This is a genomic window from Desulfovibrio subterraneus (assembly GCF_013340285.1).
Classification (GTDB): Bacteria; Desulfobacterota; Desulfovibrionia; order Desulfovibrionales; family Desulfovibrionaceae; genus Halodesulfovibrio; species Halodesulfovibrio subterraneus.
On record NZ_BLVO01000013.1, the window covers coordinates 542,518 to 559,861 of the forward strand.

Annotated in this window: 14 protein-coding genes; 10 read left to right on the forward strand and 4 right to left on the reverse strand. The window is 57.8% G+C overall.

Annotated elements, in window-relative coordinates:
• Positions 1 to 22: 22 nt before the first annotated feature.
• Both cbiM and HUV30_RS09380 read right to left on the reverse strand, forming a co-directional pair.
• Complete coding sequence (gene cbiM / locus HUV30_RS09375) at positions 23 to 694, reverse strand: cobalt transporter CbiM (protein ID WP_174405178.1); 672 nt, start codon at positions 692 to 694, stop codon at positions 23 to 25.
• Positions 695 to 949: 255 nt separating this feature from the next.
• Positions 950 to 2,338, reverse strand: a complete 1,389-nt coding sequence (locus tag HUV30_RS09380) for a sodium:proton antiporter (protein WP_243452188.1) — start codon at positions 2,336 to 2,338, stop codon at positions 950 to 952.
• A gap of 522 nt (positions 2,339 to 2,860) precedes the next feature.
• Here HUV30_RS09380 and HUV30_RS09385 point away from each other — a divergent pair.
• On the forward strand, positions 2,861 to 3,451 hold the full coding sequence (locus HUV30_RS09385) for a TrmH family RNA methyltransferase (protein WP_174405179.1): 591 nt from the start codon (positions 2,861 to 2,863) through the stop codon (positions 3,449 to 3,451).
• 98 nt (positions 3,452 to 3,549) lie between these two features.
• Here the strand turns inward: HUV30_RS09385 and HUV30_RS09390 are convergent, their stop codons facing one another.
• A complete protein-coding gene (locus HUV30_RS09390) occupies positions 3,550 to 4,791 on the reverse strand; it encodes a glycosyltransferase family 2 protein (RefSeq protein ID WP_174405180.1) in 1,242 nt (413 codons plus the stop codon).
• Positions 4,792 to 4,796: 5 nt separating this feature from the next.
• Complete coding sequence (locus tag HUV30_RS09395; RefSeq protein ID WP_174405181.1) at positions 4,797 to 6,470, reverse strand: glycosyltransferase family 2 protein; 1,674 nt, start codon at positions 6,468 to 6,470, stop codon at positions 4,797 to 4,799.
• Between the two features lie 190 nt (positions 6,471 to 6,660).
• Between HUV30_RS09395 and HUV30_RS09400 the strand changes: the two genes are divergently transcribed.
• The 9 genes from HUV30_RS09400 to HUV30_RS09440 all read left to right on the forward strand — a co-directional run bounded on the left by HUV30_RS09400 (position 6,661) and on the right by HUV30_RS09440 (position 17,196).
• Positions 6,661 to 8,304 carry a glycosyltransferase family 2 protein gene (locus HUV30_RS09400; RefSeq protein ID WP_243452133.1) on the forward strand — a complete coding sequence of 548 codons (1,644 nt, stop codon included), beginning with the start codon at positions 6,661 to 6,663 and terminating at the stop codon, positions 8,302 to 8,304.
• Positions 8,305 to 8,332: 28 nt separating this feature from the next.
• Positions 8,333 to 9,502, forward strand: coding sequence for a THUMP domain-containing class I SAM-dependent RNA methyltransferase (locus tag HUV30_RS09405; RefSeq protein ID WP_174405182.1), 1,170 nt, complete (start codon positions 8,333 to 8,335; stop codon positions 9,500 to 9,502).
• 204 nt (positions 9,503 to 9,706) lie between these two features.
• Entirely contained in the window at positions 9,707 to 10,195 is a 489-nt protein-coding gene (gene gpt / locus HUV30_RS09410) for a xanthine phosphoribosyltransferase (RefSeq protein WP_174405183.1), read from the forward strand.
• Between the two features lie 115 nt (positions 10,196 to 10,310).
• A complete protein-coding gene (locus tag HUV30_RS09415; RefSeq protein ID WP_174405184.1) occupies positions 10,311 to 11,381 on the forward strand; it encodes a BMP family ABC transporter substrate-binding protein in 1,071 nt (356 codons plus the stop codon).
• Between the two features lie 39 nt (positions 11,382 to 11,420).
• Positions 11,421 to 12,593 carry an ABC transporter permease gene (locus HUV30_RS09420; protein ID WP_174405185.1) on the forward strand — a complete coding sequence of 391 codons (1,173 nt, stop codon included), beginning with the start codon at positions 11,421 to 11,423 and terminating at the stop codon, positions 12,591 to 12,593.
• Positions 12,593 to 13,513 carry an ABC transporter permease gene (locus HUV30_RS09425; protein WP_174406146.1) on the forward strand — a complete coding sequence of 307 codons (921 nt, stop codon included), beginning with the start codon at positions 12,593 to 12,595 and terminating at the stop codon, positions 13,511 to 13,513. Before HUV30_RS09420 ends, HUV30_RS09425 begins: the two co-directional genes overlap by 1 nt.
• Positions 13,514 to 13,515: 2 nt before the next feature.
• Positions 13,516 to 15,057 carry an ABC transporter ATP-binding protein gene (locus tag HUV30_RS09430; protein ID WP_174405186.1) on the forward strand — a complete coding sequence of 514 codons (1,542 nt, stop codon included), beginning with the start codon at positions 13,516 to 13,518 and terminating at the stop codon, positions 15,055 to 15,057.
• Positions 15,058 to 15,347: 290 nt separating this feature from the next.
• Positions 15,348 to 16,145, forward strand: a complete 798-nt coding sequence (locus HUV30_RS09435; protein ID WP_243452134.1) for a ThiF family adenylyltransferase — start codon at positions 15,348 to 15,350, stop codon at positions 16,143 to 16,145.
• Positions 16,146 to 16,257: 112 nt separating this feature from the next.
• On the forward strand, positions 16,258 to 17,196 hold the full coding sequence (locus tag HUV30_RS09440; protein WP_174405187.1) for a cation diffusion facilitator family transporter: 939 nt from the start codon (positions 16,258 to 16,260) through the stop codon (positions 17,194 to 17,196).
• The last annotated feature ends 148 nt before the right edge of the window (positions 17,197 to 17,344 follow it).

Sequence of the window (17,344 nt, forward strand, 5' to 3'; positions counted from 1 at the left end):
GAGATAGCAGTGTGCTGCATGCTTATCGGGCCGAAGCCTCAGCAGGGTCTGCTGCGGCAGCCGCGTCATCGGCGTGATGATGCGCAGTTGCAGGAGCGGAGAAGGCAAGAACCTCCGGCCGTACCTTGGCAAGGAAGGATACCACCGAGGCGGTGACAATGCCCTCTATGACCATGACCGGCAGGGTGGAGATGAGAAGCACCTGTGCCACATGAAAGAATGCATCGCCGGACAGGGCAAGGGAGCCTGCGGTAAGAACGGCTGACAGACCTACTGCAAAGGCCCCGCAGGCAAAGGCGGCAACAGAGCGGTTGGCCGTGCCGCGGGTGAGCAGGGGGCGGAACAGATAGAAACAGAGTACGGGGGGCAGTGCCATGTTCAGCGTGTTCACGCCTAGCGTGGTAAGCCCGCCGAACTGGAAGAGAATTGCCTGCAGCGCAAGGGCCACCAGAATGGCCGGAAAAGCGGCCCAGCCCAGAATGACCCCGAGCAGACCGTTCAGTACAAGGTGGGTGGCCGTGGGGCCGACCGGCACATGGATAAGGGAGGCGACGAAGAAGGCGGCGGAAAGAATGGCAACCGTGACAAGGTTGTCGTAATCCATTTTTTTCAGTCCGATGGCTGTTCCCACAACTGTGAGGCAGGCTGAGCCTGCAAGTACCATTGGTGTGAGAACCCCTTCTGAAATGTGCATTGGCCATCTCCCTTGTTTCCGGCGCACGTGCTGTCAAAAATGATTTGGTGTGTGCACGCTGTGCGGATGAATGCGTTTTCAGCTTTGCATACCACTCACTGTTCTTTGCCGTCAACGTGCCACAAATATAAAAAATGTGTGCACGCTCAACATGCTGATGCGTCTGGAACTGCAAGCCCGCGTAACCGGCTGCAAGAAAAGAAAAAAGGCCTCCGGTAAATCCGGAGGCCTTTGATGGATACGTCTTTTGTCTTTCTAGAAGAAGACAAGGGTGACGATGATGAAGCAGGGAATCAGAATGGAACCCGACCAGGCCATGTAGCCGAAGAAGCTGGGCATCTTGACACCCTGGTCTTCAGCGATGGAGCGGACCATGAAGTTGGGGGCGTTACCGATATAGGTATTCGCACCCATGAACACGGCACCGGCGGAGATGGCGAGCAGGGTCTGGCTCATGTCGTTCATCAGGTGCACGGCGTCGCCACCTGCGGTGTTGAAGAACACAAGGTAGGTGGGAGCGTTGTCCAGGAAGGACGACAGCGCTCCGGTGAGCCAGAAGTACATGGGGTTAACAGGCGTGCCTTCATGCGAAACCATGTTGATCACGGCGGACAGCGCACCATGTTCACCGGCCTTCAGAATGGCGATGGCGGGAATCATGGAGATGAAGATACCGGAGAAGAGCTTGGCAACTTCAATAATGGGGAACCAGTTGAAGTCGTTCTTGCGACGGCTCTCGGGGTCGGTCAGCTTGAGAGACAGACCGGCGATGACGAGCAGCAGAACGTCACGGGCGATGTTCTGCAGTTCCACCGGAACGTGATAGAGGTCGAAGGATACGTGGGGACGCCACATACCGGACATAAGAACTGCCGCAACAACGCCGCCGAGCAGAATCAGGTTGACCTTGCCTTCCATGCCGAACTTTTCGCCGGAACCGGCAGCGTCACCCTTGGGCATGGGCTTGCCTTCCTTGCCGAACAGATAGGTATCCATGGCAAAGAATACGGCGAGCAGAATGCTGGCTACAAGAGCCATGGGTGCAAGCATGTGCACGGTGGTCCAGAAGAAGGAAACACCCTTCAGGAAGCCGAGGAACAGCGGCGGGTCACCCAGAGGCGTCAGAGAACCACCCACGTTTGCAACCAGGAAGATGAAGAACACGACGGAGTGCACTTTGTACTTGCGGTGTGCGTTGGCGCGGAGCAGAGGACGGATGAGCAGCATGGCAGCACCGGTGGTACCCATCCAGCTCGCCAGCAGGGTGCCGATGAGCAGAATGCCGGTGTTGAGTGCGGGGGTGCCCACAAGGCTGCCGGTCAGGCGTACGCCGCCTGCAACGGTGAACAGGGCGAACAGCAGGATGATGAACGGGATATACTCAAGGAACAGAGTATGTATCGTTTCATACAAAGCCAGCTCAAAGCCGAACTGGAAAGTGAAGGGGACGAGAAACGCCAGCCCCCAGAATGCGGCAACCTTGCCGAAGTGGTGGTGCCAGAAATGCGGTGCCGCCAACGGAAAAATCGCGATGGAAAGCAGCATGCAGGCAAAAGGAATAACCCACATTCCGGAAAGCAGAGCGCCATCCAGATGGGGGCCGCCATGTCCGCCTTCGCTGGCAAATGCGAGTGCGGGCAGCATAATGGCAGTCAGCGAAGCAGCGATGACAGCCAATGATTTGATAGAACGCCAGTTAAACACCGTCTCAGCCTCCTTGTTGTCGCGGTGAACGTCCATAGTCGAGTGCACGATAGTATCCTTGCAGCAGCGTCGTTTCCGGGAGAACCCCTCCTCGCCGGTAACGCTGCACGTTCCGATCTTCTGTTGATCCGGAAGCGTGACGCGATGGGAAACCCTGTGCGGATGCAGTGAAAAACTCCACAAGACCACAGACCTTCTAACGAGTACACACCGTCTTTTCAATAGACGCTAAGGGAAAAATTTAATAAAACCCGTAACAAAAGATTAAAACGTTGCAAATTCATGTGGTTACTTTTTGATGAAAGATCATTGTGAAAAATGGGGCAAATGGTTTGTCTGATCAGCTTTCAGATTGTGTACCCAACCAGTATAGGTGACAAATGCAGGAAACATCTGTAAAGCATGGTTTGCAAACATCAGCAGAACATCAACACACTTTAGATGTAACAGTGGAACAACAGAATGGTACGTGAAAGAACAACGCAGAGACTGGAAAAATTGGAACGGGTGCTCTCGCTCAGACAAAAGGATCTGACCCTGGTGCTCGCCAACATCCACGATCCTCATAACGTGTCGGCAATATACAGAAGTTGTGATGCCTTCGGGGTGCCTAAGGTGCATCTTTACTATACGGACACGGCTTTTCCCACACTGGGCGCCAGTTCGTCGGCTTCTGCCCGCAAGTGGGTGGATACCGTGCGGCACAAGGATAAAGAGAGCCTGATGGCCGCCATGCGTGCCGAAGGCATGCAGGTTCTGGCAACCAGCTGCACCCCCAAGGCCAAGCCCCTGCAGGAATACGACCTGGTTCGTCCCACGGCCATCATCATGGGCAACGAACATCGCGGCGTGGATACCGAGCTTGTGGATGCTGTTGATGGTGAGGTCTACATTCCCATGTACGGCATGATCCAGAGCTTCAACGTTTCCGTGGCTGCCGCAGTCATTTTGTCGGAGGCTTCCCGCCAACGCCGGTTGGCAGGCAAGTATGATGCTCCCACCTATTCTGAAGAGGAATATGCGTCCATTCTGGCCCGGTGGGCTGAAAAGTAGCGTTCCTCGCACTCTATGGGGTAACACTGTTTGCCTGAAAAAAGGAACCGCCGTATCCTGTTGAAGATACGGCGGTTCCTTTTTTTATTTCGAGCTTGTTACAAAACTCCCAAGTCTTTTAGCCAGCCCTCATATAACTGCTGCAATTCCTTCTCACCGGCCTTGCCTGCCCAGTTTGCGAGCCCTGCTGCCTTCTTGATGAGCGGCCCCGGATCTTCAAGCAGCTTGTTGACGTGTTCGGCCTTGTCTATGGCCTGGCGGGCAAGCGGAATGTTGCCGGACTTTGCGGCAGTGGCCGCAAGCTGCTTGTAGTAGGGCAGCATGGGGAAGAAATAGGTTTGCAGCAGGCGCACGCCGCAGGCTTCAGCGAACTGACCGTTTTCCTCCAGCACAGCGGCAAGCAGGTTGTAGCCCGTGTGCCAGAGAGGTTCTTTCTGCAACATTTCCCAGCAGGCGGCGGGGCTGAATTGCTGCGTCATGGCAATGGTCAGCTCTTCTTCCCTCTCCGCAGGCAGGGTGATGTAGGATTCGAGCCACGGCGTAAGGGCCATCTCGTAGCCGTCGCGTCTGGCAAAACGGTGAACATCCGGTCCGAAGCAGCCCTTGCAGCGTTCATTGAGCAGGGCGGCGTTGTCATTGTCGTCATCGCCTCTGCCCGGGGTCTGGCTTTCAAGATGATACACACGGCTCTGCGTGATGACGGCGAGTCGCCTGCCTGCTTCCCGTATGCGGCAGCACAGTTCCAGATCTTCCGAGCCGTTGCGGTATCCGCTGAAGAATGCGCCACATTGGAAAAAGAGTTCCTTTTCCACCATGATGGCTGCGCCCGTTATGGCCTGCAGGGTGCGTTTTGCGTGTACGGCAGGGTGGTCAGCGGGGAAATTGGCATACAGATGTTCGGTGCGCAGCGAGGGCGTGAAGGTAATGCCGCAGTGCTGCACTCGGTTCGTATCCGGATACAGCAGCAGCGGCCCCGCAGCGCCGATGCGCGGATCGTCCTGCATGGCCTTCATGAGCGGCGGCAGCCAGTTGGGCGTAAGCAGGGTGTCGTTGTTCAGAAAGAGCAGAAGCCCGCCCCGTGCCGCTTTTGCCCCCGCATTGCAGGCAGGGCCGAATCCCGTGTTGCGGTTAAAGCGCAGGTGGGTGAACTTGTCGCCGAAAAGCTGTTCTCCGTGCGGGGCAAGCGCGGTGGCTGTTTCGTCTTCGGAGTGGTTGTCAGCGACGATCACTTCGAAAAAGTTGCCGGAGGTATGGGCGCGCAGGCTCTTCAGGCAGGCCTCCGTCAGGTCCCAGCGGTTCCAGACGGGAATGATGATGGAAACGAGAATGGTTGGGGGCATATGTCTCATGCGCCTGCCATATTGTGCAGACGGGCGGTTTTGCGTTTCAGGTCGTCCCGAACCAGAGTGCGGCTGGCATCTCTCAGTCTGGCAACGGCCTTTTCGCCGTGGATGTGTTCCAGTTTGATCTTGTTGCCGAAAATATGGCCGTTCTTGGCAGGGGTGTTGGCCTGCCGCAGGCTGGAGTGCTGCATGTGCCGGATACGCAGCGAGCCGTTGTAGACGGCGTGATACCCGGCAAGACCTGCGCGCATGTCCCGTTCCAGATCATCGAACTGGCTGGGCGAGAAGCGTACGTCGAACGCGCCGCAGGCGTCTATTGAACGTGCGCTGATCATGTGGCAGCAGCCGGATACATGCATGCACGGTCTTGTGAACGCGGTCAAGGCGGTGTCGCGCTCGCCGGATGCATTGCCGTAAACGAAGGCGTGTTCCTGCAGGTCTTCAAAGCTGCGCTGGCCCATTGCCTGCGGCAGCAGGTGAAAGTCTGCGCACTGTATGGCGTGCGGGGCTGTGTGGTCAGTGATCGTGCAGCCCACGGCACCGGCTTGCGGATGCGCCTGTGCGGTGCTCCACAATGTGCGCAGCCAGTGATCCGGGAGGATGATGTCGTCATCCAGAAAGACCGTCCATGGCCGTTGCCGGACCTCGGGCAGCGAGAGCAGCCAGTTGCGCGCTGCCGGTGCGCCTACGTTGATGGGCAGGGATATGCGCCTGAACCGTCCTTCCGCCCATTGCGCAGCTTCACGGTCGAGCACGGCAGCTGTTGCATCCGTTGACCCGTTGTCCAGCACGAAGATAGGGCAGTCGCCTGTGTCGGATGCCCGCAGGCTTTCCAGCGTCTGTCGCAGCTGCTCTGCCTTGTTCCATGAATAGAGCACAATGGCCGGCGCGTTAAGGCTGTCTGGCAAAGGGGATTTGGCCAGCGGGGTGGATGCTTCGTAGGTCTGCAGGGTCAGGTTGGGATGAAAGCCCATGGTCTTCCACAGATCACGGAACAGCGAGGCGGCGGTCTCTCTTTCGCCCAGCTGGAGGAGCAGGGTGGCTGTCTGCTGCGTATGCCAGAGGGCAAAACCCGGATGTGTCACCTGCTGCAGGGCAGCCATTGCCTGTTCGGTTCCGAGGGTGTGAGAGGTAATCTCCGCGTGCAGGCGGGCATGCAGTGCCTCACGTGCGGGCAGGGATTCGGGAATGGAATCTGCGATGCGCTGCGCCAGTTCAAAGTCGCCGCAGGCCAGTGCTCGGTTTATTCCGGCGTTGATCCAGTACAGGGAGTGCGGTCCGGCAAGGCGTGATGCGGTCAGGGCCCGTTGAATGTCCGGTGCCGTATGCGCCGCATGCCAGTCAGCGGATTCGGGATCGGTAAGATCCGGGGCGGTTGCCGTTTCCAGCCATCGGGATACGGGGAGTCCTGCCGCGCAGCCGGAAAGGGCATCCATATCTGCCATAAGGCGCAGCAGGCGTGCATCGAGCGGAGCATCCTGCATGGCCCATACGGTCATTTCAAGGGCAAACCGGCTGCACAGTTCTCGTATTTCATGCGATTCGGCCTGATTTGAGGCCCGCAGCGCAAAGGAAATGTGACGCCATTGATGTTCAAGCCCCAGCGCGCCGTATTCCAGCGTGGGCACGGCGGCGCAGAGTGCGTCTATCTGGTCGGCGGTAAAGGCCTGTGACATGGTACCGTCCTGTAACTATGCCTGTAATTATGCCTGTAACTGTGCCAGTCATTATGTATGATATGCTCGAAGGATAGCGCGCTGAGGTATTGATTCCCTGCCGGAACCAAGGCACACTGCGAAGAGTCCGTTCTGACGAACTTTGAAGGGGACCGCACCGGATGTCAACCCTGAACCAGAGGAACCTCTTGTGATCATTGACTGGAAGGCGCTTGCGCCCGAACTTTCGCGCCCCCTGCTCAAGGGCGGGGTGGGCAAGGTGCACTTGTTGGGCATGGCCGATGCTGCTCTTGGCCTTGCCGGAAAAGGCGGTCCTGCTGCCGCGTTGTATACCGAACTGGGCTGTGATCTGCTGCTGGCCGCGTGGGAACATGATTGTCTGGACGGCAATACCGCAGGGCAGTTGCTCGCGCTGCACAGAATCCGTCCAGTTCTCAGGCCCGAAGTGCTGGCTGTTGTTTCTGCCGTGCACGGTTCGGGCAAGCCGGAGAATCAGTCTTATCTGAACAGATTGCTGCAGAAGCGCGAGACGGACAAAACCTTCCGTTTTCTGGAACAGCAACGCGAGAAGGAGCCGGGTGCTCTGTTCTGGTCTTCTCAGGCGCTCATGGTGGGTTTTTATGAAGCGGAATACGACAGGCTGGCTGCATGGCTGCATGCCGATACCGCCATTCCCGCCCCGCTGAAAGAACGGATTATGGGTGACGTGGCCTTTGCCCGCGAAGACTTCGCAACCGCAGTATTCCATTATGACCGTGCTGCCCGCAGCCTGCCGCTTGTCACGTATTCTGTCCGGCTTGCCGAGGCTGTGTATCGGGCCGGTGACAAACCGCGCGCCGTGGCGTTGTGGAAGGCAGCGGCTGCGCAGCGGCCGTGGTGCATAAACACGCTGCTGCGCCTGCATGACGTGGCAACAGGGTTGGATACGGATGTGCGCCTGCCGGAAGGACGGGGCGCGGCCCTTTTATATACATGGAACAAGGCCGAGTATCTGGACAGGGCGCTTGAGTGCATTGCAGCCAGCGACATGGACGGCAACCGCGTCATCGTTCTGGATAACGGGTCCACCGATGCCACGCCCGATGTGCTGAAAGCGTGGCGCGAGCGTATGGGCAGGGACCGGATGGAGATTGTATCCCTGCCGCTTAATGTGGGCGCGCCGGCTGCACGCAACTGGCTCATGCAGATAAAAGCGCTTGCGGATTGCCGCTGGGTCGCGTACCTCGACGACGACGCCATGCTCCCCCCCGACTGGCTGGGCCGTTTCGGTGCCGCCATGCACGCCTACCCCGATGCACTCGCCTGGGGCTGCAAGGTGGTGGACCACGGCAACCCCATGGTTCTGCAGGCGGTAGACCTGCATCTGGACGAAGGGGGCGAGGTGCTTCCCGCGCCGGAGCGCATGGAGCCGTATACGCGGCGTTTCAGTGTTTCGGATATCCATCATCAGGAACTGGATTTCGGCTGGTTCGACTATGTGCGCCCCTGCGCTTCCGTCACCGGCTGTACGCACATGTACCTGCGTGAGACGCTGGTGGAGCACGGCGGATTCGACCTGAGGTTCTCTCCTTCGCAATATGACGATCTGGAACACGACCTGCGCGGTGTGCTGCACGGGCGCATGCCTGTGTATACCGGCCACCTGCGTGTGACGCATATGAAACGGACAGGCAAGGCCGCCCGCACAGACAGCGGGGAGTTCGGCAACGCCTACGCCAACATGTACAAACTGCAAATGAAATATACGGCAGCGGAATTCGAGACCATGCGTTGCAACGACGAAGCGGCCGGTCAGACGGACCTTCTTGTCAAGCTGCTGCATCTCGACAGCTGATTCACTTCTGCCCCGTAACGGATACCATATGAACGTTTTTGATACACCGAGCACCGTGCTCGTCACCTGTCCCCGAGGTGCTGCCTCCGTCTGTGCGGAAGAGCTGAGCGCATTGGGTTTTCCCGTTCACTCGGAACTGTCAGCAGCGGTGGAAACCACAGCCACGTTGCGTGAATGCATGCGTCTGAATCTGTATCTGCGCACTGCCCATCGCGTGCAGTTTGTGCTCAAGCAATTCAACGCGTCCAATGCGGACCAGATGTATGCACAGGTGCACGCGGTGCCGTGGGAGCTGTGGCTCGCGCCGGACGGATATCTGTCCATCGGCTCCCATGTGGTGAACAACGACTCCATACGTGATACCCGTTTCGCCAATGTGCGCGTGAAGGATGCCATCGTGGACCGCATGCGCGCCAAGTTCGACCGGCGGCCGGATTCCGGTCCGGATAGCACTGGCACTGTCGTTTTTCTGCACTGGGCCGGTGATGACTGCACCCTGTATCTGGATACCTCGGGTGAACCGCTCAACCGTCGTGGCTACCGCAAGATTCCCTGCAGGGCCCCCATGCAGGAGACTCTGGCCGCGGCAACCATACTTGCCTCGGGCTGGAAAGGGGATACGCATTTTGTCAATCCCATGTGCGGCAGCGGCACCCTTGCCATTGAAGCGGCGCTCATTGCGCTGAACAGCGCCCCCGGGCTGATGCGTGAGAATTACGGCTTCATGCATGTGCCGGGGTATGACCCTGCTGACTGGGACGCCTTGCTGGACGAAGCCGAAGCCAATGAAAAGGGCGAGCTTTCCATCCGCATCATTGCCACGGACATAGACCGCCCCACGGCGGAATCCGCATACAAGAACGCCAAGGAAGCCCGCGTTGAACGCTATATCCAGTTCGGAGCCTGCGATTTTACCGAGACGCCCATTCCCGAAGAAGGGGGCATGATCATCATGAACCCGCCGTACGGAGAACGTCTGGGCGACAAGGAAACTCTGGGAGAGCTGTATGCAGGTATCGGCGACTTCTTCAAACAGCGCTGTGCCGGATACATGGGGTACGTGTTTACGGGCAACCCCGACCTTGCCAAGCAGGTGGGACTGCGCACCAAGCGCAAGATTCCTTTCTATACTGCCAAGATAGAATGCCGCCTGCTGGAATATGAACTGTATGGCGGCACCCGGAAACAGAAGGACTGATGTATCTGTGGTAGTGTGTTTGCTCAGGTTAGTGCACCCGTACTTGACATAACGGGTACAACTGGGCAAACCACGCAGCAACAGGGCGCGATATAGTCCTTTTTTCCGATCTGCAGCGGGTTTCACTGTGAAGTGAATTCCCTCTATTTTCATTGATAACAGCCGGTTGTTCTAACCGGCTCTGATAGCGCAAGGCAGGAACACGTGGCTAAATCCGACCGATACAAGAAGATGTTTGTTGTTTCCTGGGATCAGTTTCACAGGGATGCAAGAGAACTGGCAACCCGTCTGCGCGACCGCGGCCCTTTCAAGGGCATAGTGGCCATCACGCGCGGGGGGCTTGTGCCTGCGGCGATTCTTGCCCGTGAGCTGGACATTCATCTTATCGAGACGGTGTGCATCTCCAGTTACAACTGGAAAAACCAGAACGAACTGCGCGTGCTCAAGCATGTTGAGGGCGACGGCGAGGGCTGGCTTATCGTTGACGATCTCGTGGACACGGGTACCACCGCCACGGTGGTGCGCGACATGATGCCCAAGGCATTGTTTGTCACCGTGTATGCCAAGCCGAAGGGACGTCCTCTCGTGGAGGAAGTCATTGCGGAAGTAGGGCAGGATACGTGGATTCTGCTGCCCTGGGACAGCGCGGTGCAGTTTGTCGAGCCTATTGTAAATTCGAAGGAAGAAGGGTAATTTTCCTTTTTTCGATACAGCTTCTGAATCGGCGCGAGGTGGGCGTTCCCCCGTGGAACTCCGCAATTTTGCAACCCATTATCATTATGACATTTTCTGCGCTCGGAGGGATGTGATGCGTAAACTGTTTGGTGTGCTGGCGCTTGTCGCCCTGGTCGCCATGCTCGGTATCGGGACCGTGCATGCGGCTGAGAAGCAAATGAAGGTCGGCTTCGTGTATGTTTCGCCTATCGGCGATGCCGGTTATTCCTTTGCCCATGACCTTGGCCGTCAGGCCATTGCCAAGATGGACGGGATAGAAACTTCCTACGTTGAATCCGTACCGGAAGGTGCCGATGCCGAGCGTGTTATCATGAACATGGCTCGCAAGAACTTCGATATTATTTTCACCACCAGCTACGGCTACATGGACCCCACCCTGAAGGTGGCCCAGAAGTTCCCCAACATCACCTTCATGCATTGCTCCGGTTACAAGACCGCTCCCAACATGTCTGCCTACTTCGGCCGCATCTATCAGGCCCGTTACCTTGCGGGTATGGTTGCCGGCAAGATGACCAAGAGCAATATTCTCGGTTACGCCGCTGCCTTCCCCATTCCCGAAGTTATCCGCGGCATCAACGCCTTCACCCTGGGTGCACGTTCCGTGAACCCCAACGTGAAGGTACACGTGGTATGGACCAAGACCTGGTACGACCCCGCCACCGAAAAGGAAGCCGCCAAGTCCCTGCTTGACGTGGGTGCAGACGTTATCACCCAGCATCAGGATTCTCCTGCTGCTCAGGAAGCCGCTCAGGAACGTGGCGTGTACAGCATCGGCTACAACTCCGACATGTCCGCTTTCGCTCCCAAGTCTCACCTGACCTCTGCCGTGTGGAACTGGGTTCCTTTCTACACCACCGTTGTTGAGAAGGTTCGCAAGGGTGAGTGGAAGTCCGACCATTACTGGTGGGGCATTTCCGAAGGCGTTGTCGACCTTTCTCCCTACAGCGAACTGGTACCCCAGGACGTCCGCGCTCTCGTGGATGCACGCAAGGCCGAGATCAAGGAAGGCAAGTACAAGGTTTTCACTGGTCCCATCAAGGATCAGTCCGGCAAGGAACGCATTGCCGCCGGCAATGTTGCACCTGATGACATGCTGCTCGGCATGACCTGGTTTGTTGAAGGCGTTGTCGGTTCTAACGAATAACGTCCGTTTCCAATCCGGTTTACTGGAGATTCCCGCTTCATGCTAGGATTCAGAATAGCTAAGAGACAGGAGCCCCTTCAGTGGGGCTCCTTTTTTATTTTTTTTGCGGCCCTGGCGTTGTCACTGGGCATAAGCTGCCTGCTGCTCGCCATTCAGGGTAAACCTTTCATGCGTGCGCTCCTGCTGTTGTGGGAAGGCGCTTTTGCCCATGGCTACTCGCTGGAAGATACCGCCCTCAAGTCCATCCCCATATTCCTCTGTTCCCTCGGCGTTGCGGTCTGTTTCCGCATGCAGGTGTGGAACATCGGTGCGGAAGGGCAGTACGCCCTTGGTGCCGTGGGAGCCACATGGGCGGTGCTCACGTTCCCTGACGCCCCTGCGTGGGCGCTTATGCCGCTCATGTTTGCGGCTGCGGCCGCGCTTGGTGCCGCATGGGCTGCCATTCCCGCCTTTCTTCGTCTCAAGTTCGAGCTGAACGAGATCATTTCCACACTGATGTTCAACTATATCGGTATGCTGCTGCTCGAATACTATGTGTATGGCGATTGGAAGGACCCCGCGAGCTTCGGTTTTCCCATGACGGTCATGTTCCCGGATACCGCGATAATCGGTTCCATGTTCGGCCGCATTCACTGGGGGGCAGCGGTATGTGCCGTGGTGGCCGTTATGCTGTCTGTCTTTCTCAAGCGCACCCGTCTGGGATTTGAGCTCATGGCCGGTGGCGAGAACCCCCGTGCCGCCCGCTATGCGCGCATGCCCTACAACTTTCTCGTAATGCTGGTCATGGTCCTGTGCGGCGCCCTTGCCGGTTGGGCCGGACTTATCGAAACCTCCGCCACCCTGAACCGCCTGCAGCCCAACGTGATGGTCGGCTACGGCTACACTGCCATTGTTGTGGCATGGCTGGCCCGTCTGCGCATCACATCCATTGCGGTGTTCTCCATTCTGCTTGCAGGTCTGCGGGTAGGGGTGGAAAACCTGCAGCTTGAACTGCAGGTACCCGCCGCCTTTGCAGGTATCATGCAGGGCTTGCTGCTCATCACCGTGCTCGCCGGACAGTTTTTCAACTGGTATGAGATCAAGCGCGTTTCCGGCATGGAAGGGGAAGTCGACACGCCCGGTAACAGCGGTAACGCCGGTAATGCCGGTAACGCCAGCAATACCGGTAACACAGGTGATGCCCGTAATGCCGTTAACGGAGGACTGGAATGATAACCGCTGAACTGATTATTCCCATTCTCGCGGCCACGGTGCAGTCCGGCACGCCTATTCTGTATGCAACGCTGGGCGAAATGCTCACCGAGCGTTCCGGCGTGCTGAACCTCGGCGTTGAAGGCATGATGATTTTCGGCGCGTTCGGCGCGTTTCTGTTTACCTATTTTACGGGCAACCCCTGGGTGGGCCTGTTTATGGCAGGGATTTTTGCAGGCGTTCTCGGACTGCTGCACGGTCTGGTCTGTCAGGTGTTTCAGGGCAATCAGGTTGTATCCGGCCTTGCCCTGACCATTCTCGGCGTAGGCCTTGCCGACTTCCTCGGCACCCCCTATGTGGGCGTGGCCACCACCGGATTCACCCCCTTCGAGTTTCCCGTGCTTTCGTCCATTCCCGTCATCGGCGGCATCTTCTTCAAGCATGATGCGCTGGTGTATCTTTCCTACACGCTGCCCCTGATTTTCTGGTTCTTCATGAACCGCACCCGCTGGGGGCTTGCTATGGCTGCAGCTGGCGAGCATCCCGCCGCCTGTTCCGCCGCAGGCCTGAACCCCGTGCTCATGCGCTGGGCTGGCGTATTTTTCGGCGGCTTTCTTGTGGGGCTGGGCGGTGCCTATCTTTCACTCGCCTATACGCACCTGTGGACCAACAACATGACCGGCGGACGCGGCTGGATTGCCGTGGCTCTGGTCATTTTCGCGTTCTGGCGTCCCGGCCGCGCCGTGTTCGGTGCCTATCTCTTCGGGGGCATCATGGCCTTCCAGATGCGCCTGCAGGCACTCGGGGCCACGCTGCCTTCCTCGCTGCTGCTTATGCTGCCCTATGCGCTGACCATCATCGTCCTGTTGTTCTCGTCCGCCCGTGGTAAGGGCAGAGCGGCCCCTGCGGCCCTGGGCGTGAACATCGAGCCCGGAGAATAGCCATGAGCGAACGCGACATCATAAACAACCGCACGAATCGCAACGCCTTTGTGCATCTGCCGCCTCTGGTGCGGCTGGAGCATATCTGCAAGGTCTTCGGCAAGGTGCGCGCCAACAACGATATCACGCTGGACATCCGCCCCGGCATGATCAAGGCCCTGCTGGGTGAGAACGGCGCGGGCAAGTCTACGCTCATGTCCATCCTTTCCGGCCGGTTCATGCAGACTTCCGGCACTATCTATGTGGACGGAACCGCAACCCGTTTCGATTCCCCGCGTGATGCCATAAACGCAGGCATAGGCATGGTGTATCAGCATTTCATGCTGGTGGAATCCATGACGGTCGCCCAGAACGTGCTGCTCGGGCAGGAGAAGGGCTTCATCATTTCTCCCAAGGCCATGGAAGCAGAGGTGACAAAGCTTGCCGAGCGTTACGGCCTGCCCATTGATCCTTCCGCCCGCGTAAGCGAACTCTCCATGGGTGAAAAGCAGCGGGTGGAGATTCTCAAACTGCTGTACCGCGACAGCCGTGTTCTCATTCTGGACGAACCCACGGCGGTGCTCACGCCCACTGAAACGGAACAGCTGTTTGAAGCCATGTGGCGCATGGCAGATCAGGGCAAATCCATCGTCTTCATTTCGCACAAGCTCAAGGAAGTGCTCGCGGTGGCGGACGAAATCGCCATTCTGCGCAGGGGCGAGATTGTGGATGAATTCCACGAAAGCGATGTGCCCAACGAAACCGTGCTTGCCAACCGCATGGTTGGCAGGGACGTGGTGCTCGCCATTGAGGCCGAGCCTGTAAAGCCGGGGAGCGTGGTGCTTGATATCGCCAATCTTTCCGGCGACGGCATGGAATCGCTCAGCCTTACCCTGCGCAAGGGTGAGGTCATCGCTATTGCCGGCGTTGCCGGTAACGGCCAGAAGGAACTGGTCGAGGTGGTGTGCGGTCTGCGCAAGCCCGTAAGCGGCAGGGTGGAGATTCTGGGCCTCGACTGGAACAAGTTCTACCCGCGTCCTCCGCGCAAGGGCAAGTCGCTTGCTTACATTCCCGAAGACAGGCAGGGGCTTGCCACCTGCAAGTATCTTGATCTTGTGGACAACTTTTTGCTGACCACCCGCCATTCCTTTACCAGCGGTCCCTTCCTGAACCGCAAGGAAGCTGCGGAAACCACGGTGAAGATCATAGACGAATTCAACGTACAGCCCGGCCATATTGAGGGAACCGCCCGTTCCCTTTCCGGCGGCAACCTGCAGAAGCTGGTCATCGGCCGTGAATTTTTCCGCCAGCCCGACATTATCGTGGCGGAAAACCCCACGCAGGGGCTGGACATCTCCGCAACGGAAGAAGTGTGGCAGCGTCTGCTGGAAGCCCGCAACCGTGCAGGTATTCTGCTTATCACCTCGGAGCTGAACGAAGCGCTGCAGCTGGCGGACTACATTGCCGTTATGTATCGCGGGCGCTTCATGGATGTCTTCCACAAGTCCGATGCCGCCAAGGTGGAGTCCATCGGCCTTATGATGGCCGGTGTGACCGCCGCATAAACTCTTGTGGCACTGCTGGTGATATGGACCATCAACTCTGATACGTAAAAATGAACGCCCGAAGCTGCAATGCAGTTTCGGGCGTTTTTGCTATGCAGCAGGTATGTGCTCCCCGCACACCAGTGCCGGGTGGTGCACCTTGCTGCCCATACCCCCTTTCCCTATCTCTTTGACAACGGAGCGGGATGCCGTACAATGTTGCAAAGGTTACATTGCGGACTTGCGGGGGCGCAGGGGAGCATATGACAGAATCGAATTTAGCGGCTGCAGTGCATGCCGCCGGACGGTCTATGATTTTGCCCGACGGAACCGGCAAGACTGTAGTCTCTCTGGATGACCTCCGGCTGCTGGCCGAACGCAATGCCTGTTCTCTGCGGGATGCGGAGCGAACGGCTCTGCTGCAGGGCATCATGCCCGAACGTTATATACGCAACTTCAGCCTCATGGATTGTGCCGAGCAGCTTCGCCTGCTTGATGCGCACGTTTTGCTTGTAGGATTGGGAGGGCTCGGCGGCCATGTGCTCGACCTTCTTGTCCGCATGGGCGTGGGCACCATTACCGGTGCCGACGGCGATTATTTTGCGGAAAGCAATCTTAATCGCCAGCTCCTTTCCCGCGAAGACTCCCTGAATATTCCGAAGCCCGAAGCGGCTGCGCGGCATGTGACCGCAATCAACAGTTCCACCACGTTCATCGGCGTGCACGAATACCTGAGCGGAGACGCCCTTGTGGATGCCTGCCGTGGCAAGACCGTGATTGTGGATGCACTGGGCGGTCTGCAATACCGCGCCGAGCTTGAGCGGGCTGCTTCCGCCGTGGGCGTGCCATTGGTTTCCGCCGTGGTTGCAGGGCTCGGGGGGTATGTAACGGCAATTTTTCCGGGTGAGACAGGTCCTGCAGAAATGCTGGGTACCGGCACCGCAGCCGAGGACGTGCTGGGTACCCCGTCACCGGTGGTCGCCTGCGCCGCCTCCATGCAGGCAGCGGAGGTAATGCGCATCATTGTAGGGCGTCCGCGCATGCACGGCGTGTTGTTTTTCGACCTTGCGGACCGCAGTTTCCAGAATGTTCTGTTCGAGGATGTGTAGGGCAATACCCTAAACCTGCTCCTCGTAACGTGGCGTGTTGATACCGATTTTCGCTTTCACGGGTAGACAGAATACCCCCATCTGCTATCATTGGCAGAGGAGAATCGGCAGCATGACTACTGATAAACAACTGGCACACATACAGGCCGTCAGCCGGATTACCTGGATAGGCCTTATCGTGAACGTTCTGCTTTCCGTGGCCAAGGTCGCGGCGGGCATCGCAGGGAACAGCCGTGCCGTTCTTGCTGACGGCATTCACAGCATTTCCGATCTTGTCACAGATGTGGCGCTGCTTGTAGGTGTTCGATTCTGGTCGGCACCTGCCGATGATAATCATCCCTACGGCCATGGCCGTCTTGAAACGCTCATTACCGTCTGCATCGGGCTCATTCTTGCGGGCGCGGGCATCGGTATAGGCTGGGATGCCATCTCGGCATTCCGTACCGGCGAAACGCACCACAGCAAGCCGGTCGCCTTTTTTGCGGCGCTAGCCTCCATCATTTCCAAGGAATTGTTGTATCAGTGGACTGTGCGCGAGGGGCGCAGGCTGAATTCGTCTGCCGTTGTCGCCAATGCATGGCACCATCGCAGTGATGCGCTCAGTTCCATTCCTGCCGCGCTGGCAGTTGCCGTGGCCATGCTGTTGCCCGAATGGGCCTTTGTGGACCTTGTGGGGGCGATCATTGTTGCCGTGTTCATTCTGCATGCGGCGTGGTCCATATGTTTTCCGGCGCTTGAAATGCTCACCGACAAAACTGCTCCGGCCGAAGTGATGGAGCACCTCAACGAGCTTGTCTGTTCCGTACCGGGTGTGTTGAGTGTGCACCGGCTGCGCTCCCGCTATCAGGGGGCGGGACTGCTTGTGGACATGCATATCGGTGTGGACGGTGAAATTACCGTAACGGAAGGGCATGCCGTTGCCGATGCCGTAGAAAAGCTATTGCTTGAAGAGGGGCAGGAAGTGATTGAGGTGCTCGTGCACGTGGATCCGTGGGTGCACGATGATGGTCAGTGCCGCGAAATGCCTGATGAGCAGCCGAAAAACAATTGAGATTTATATAGTTACGGGCAGTTATGATAATTCGGAACGGCTCAGACAGAACTTCGTTCTCAGCAAAACGACATTCCCGTTAAGCCGGAACTGAGATCCAGAAACGGATTTTCATCGCTTATACGAGGTGCAGGAACGTCAGGTTCCT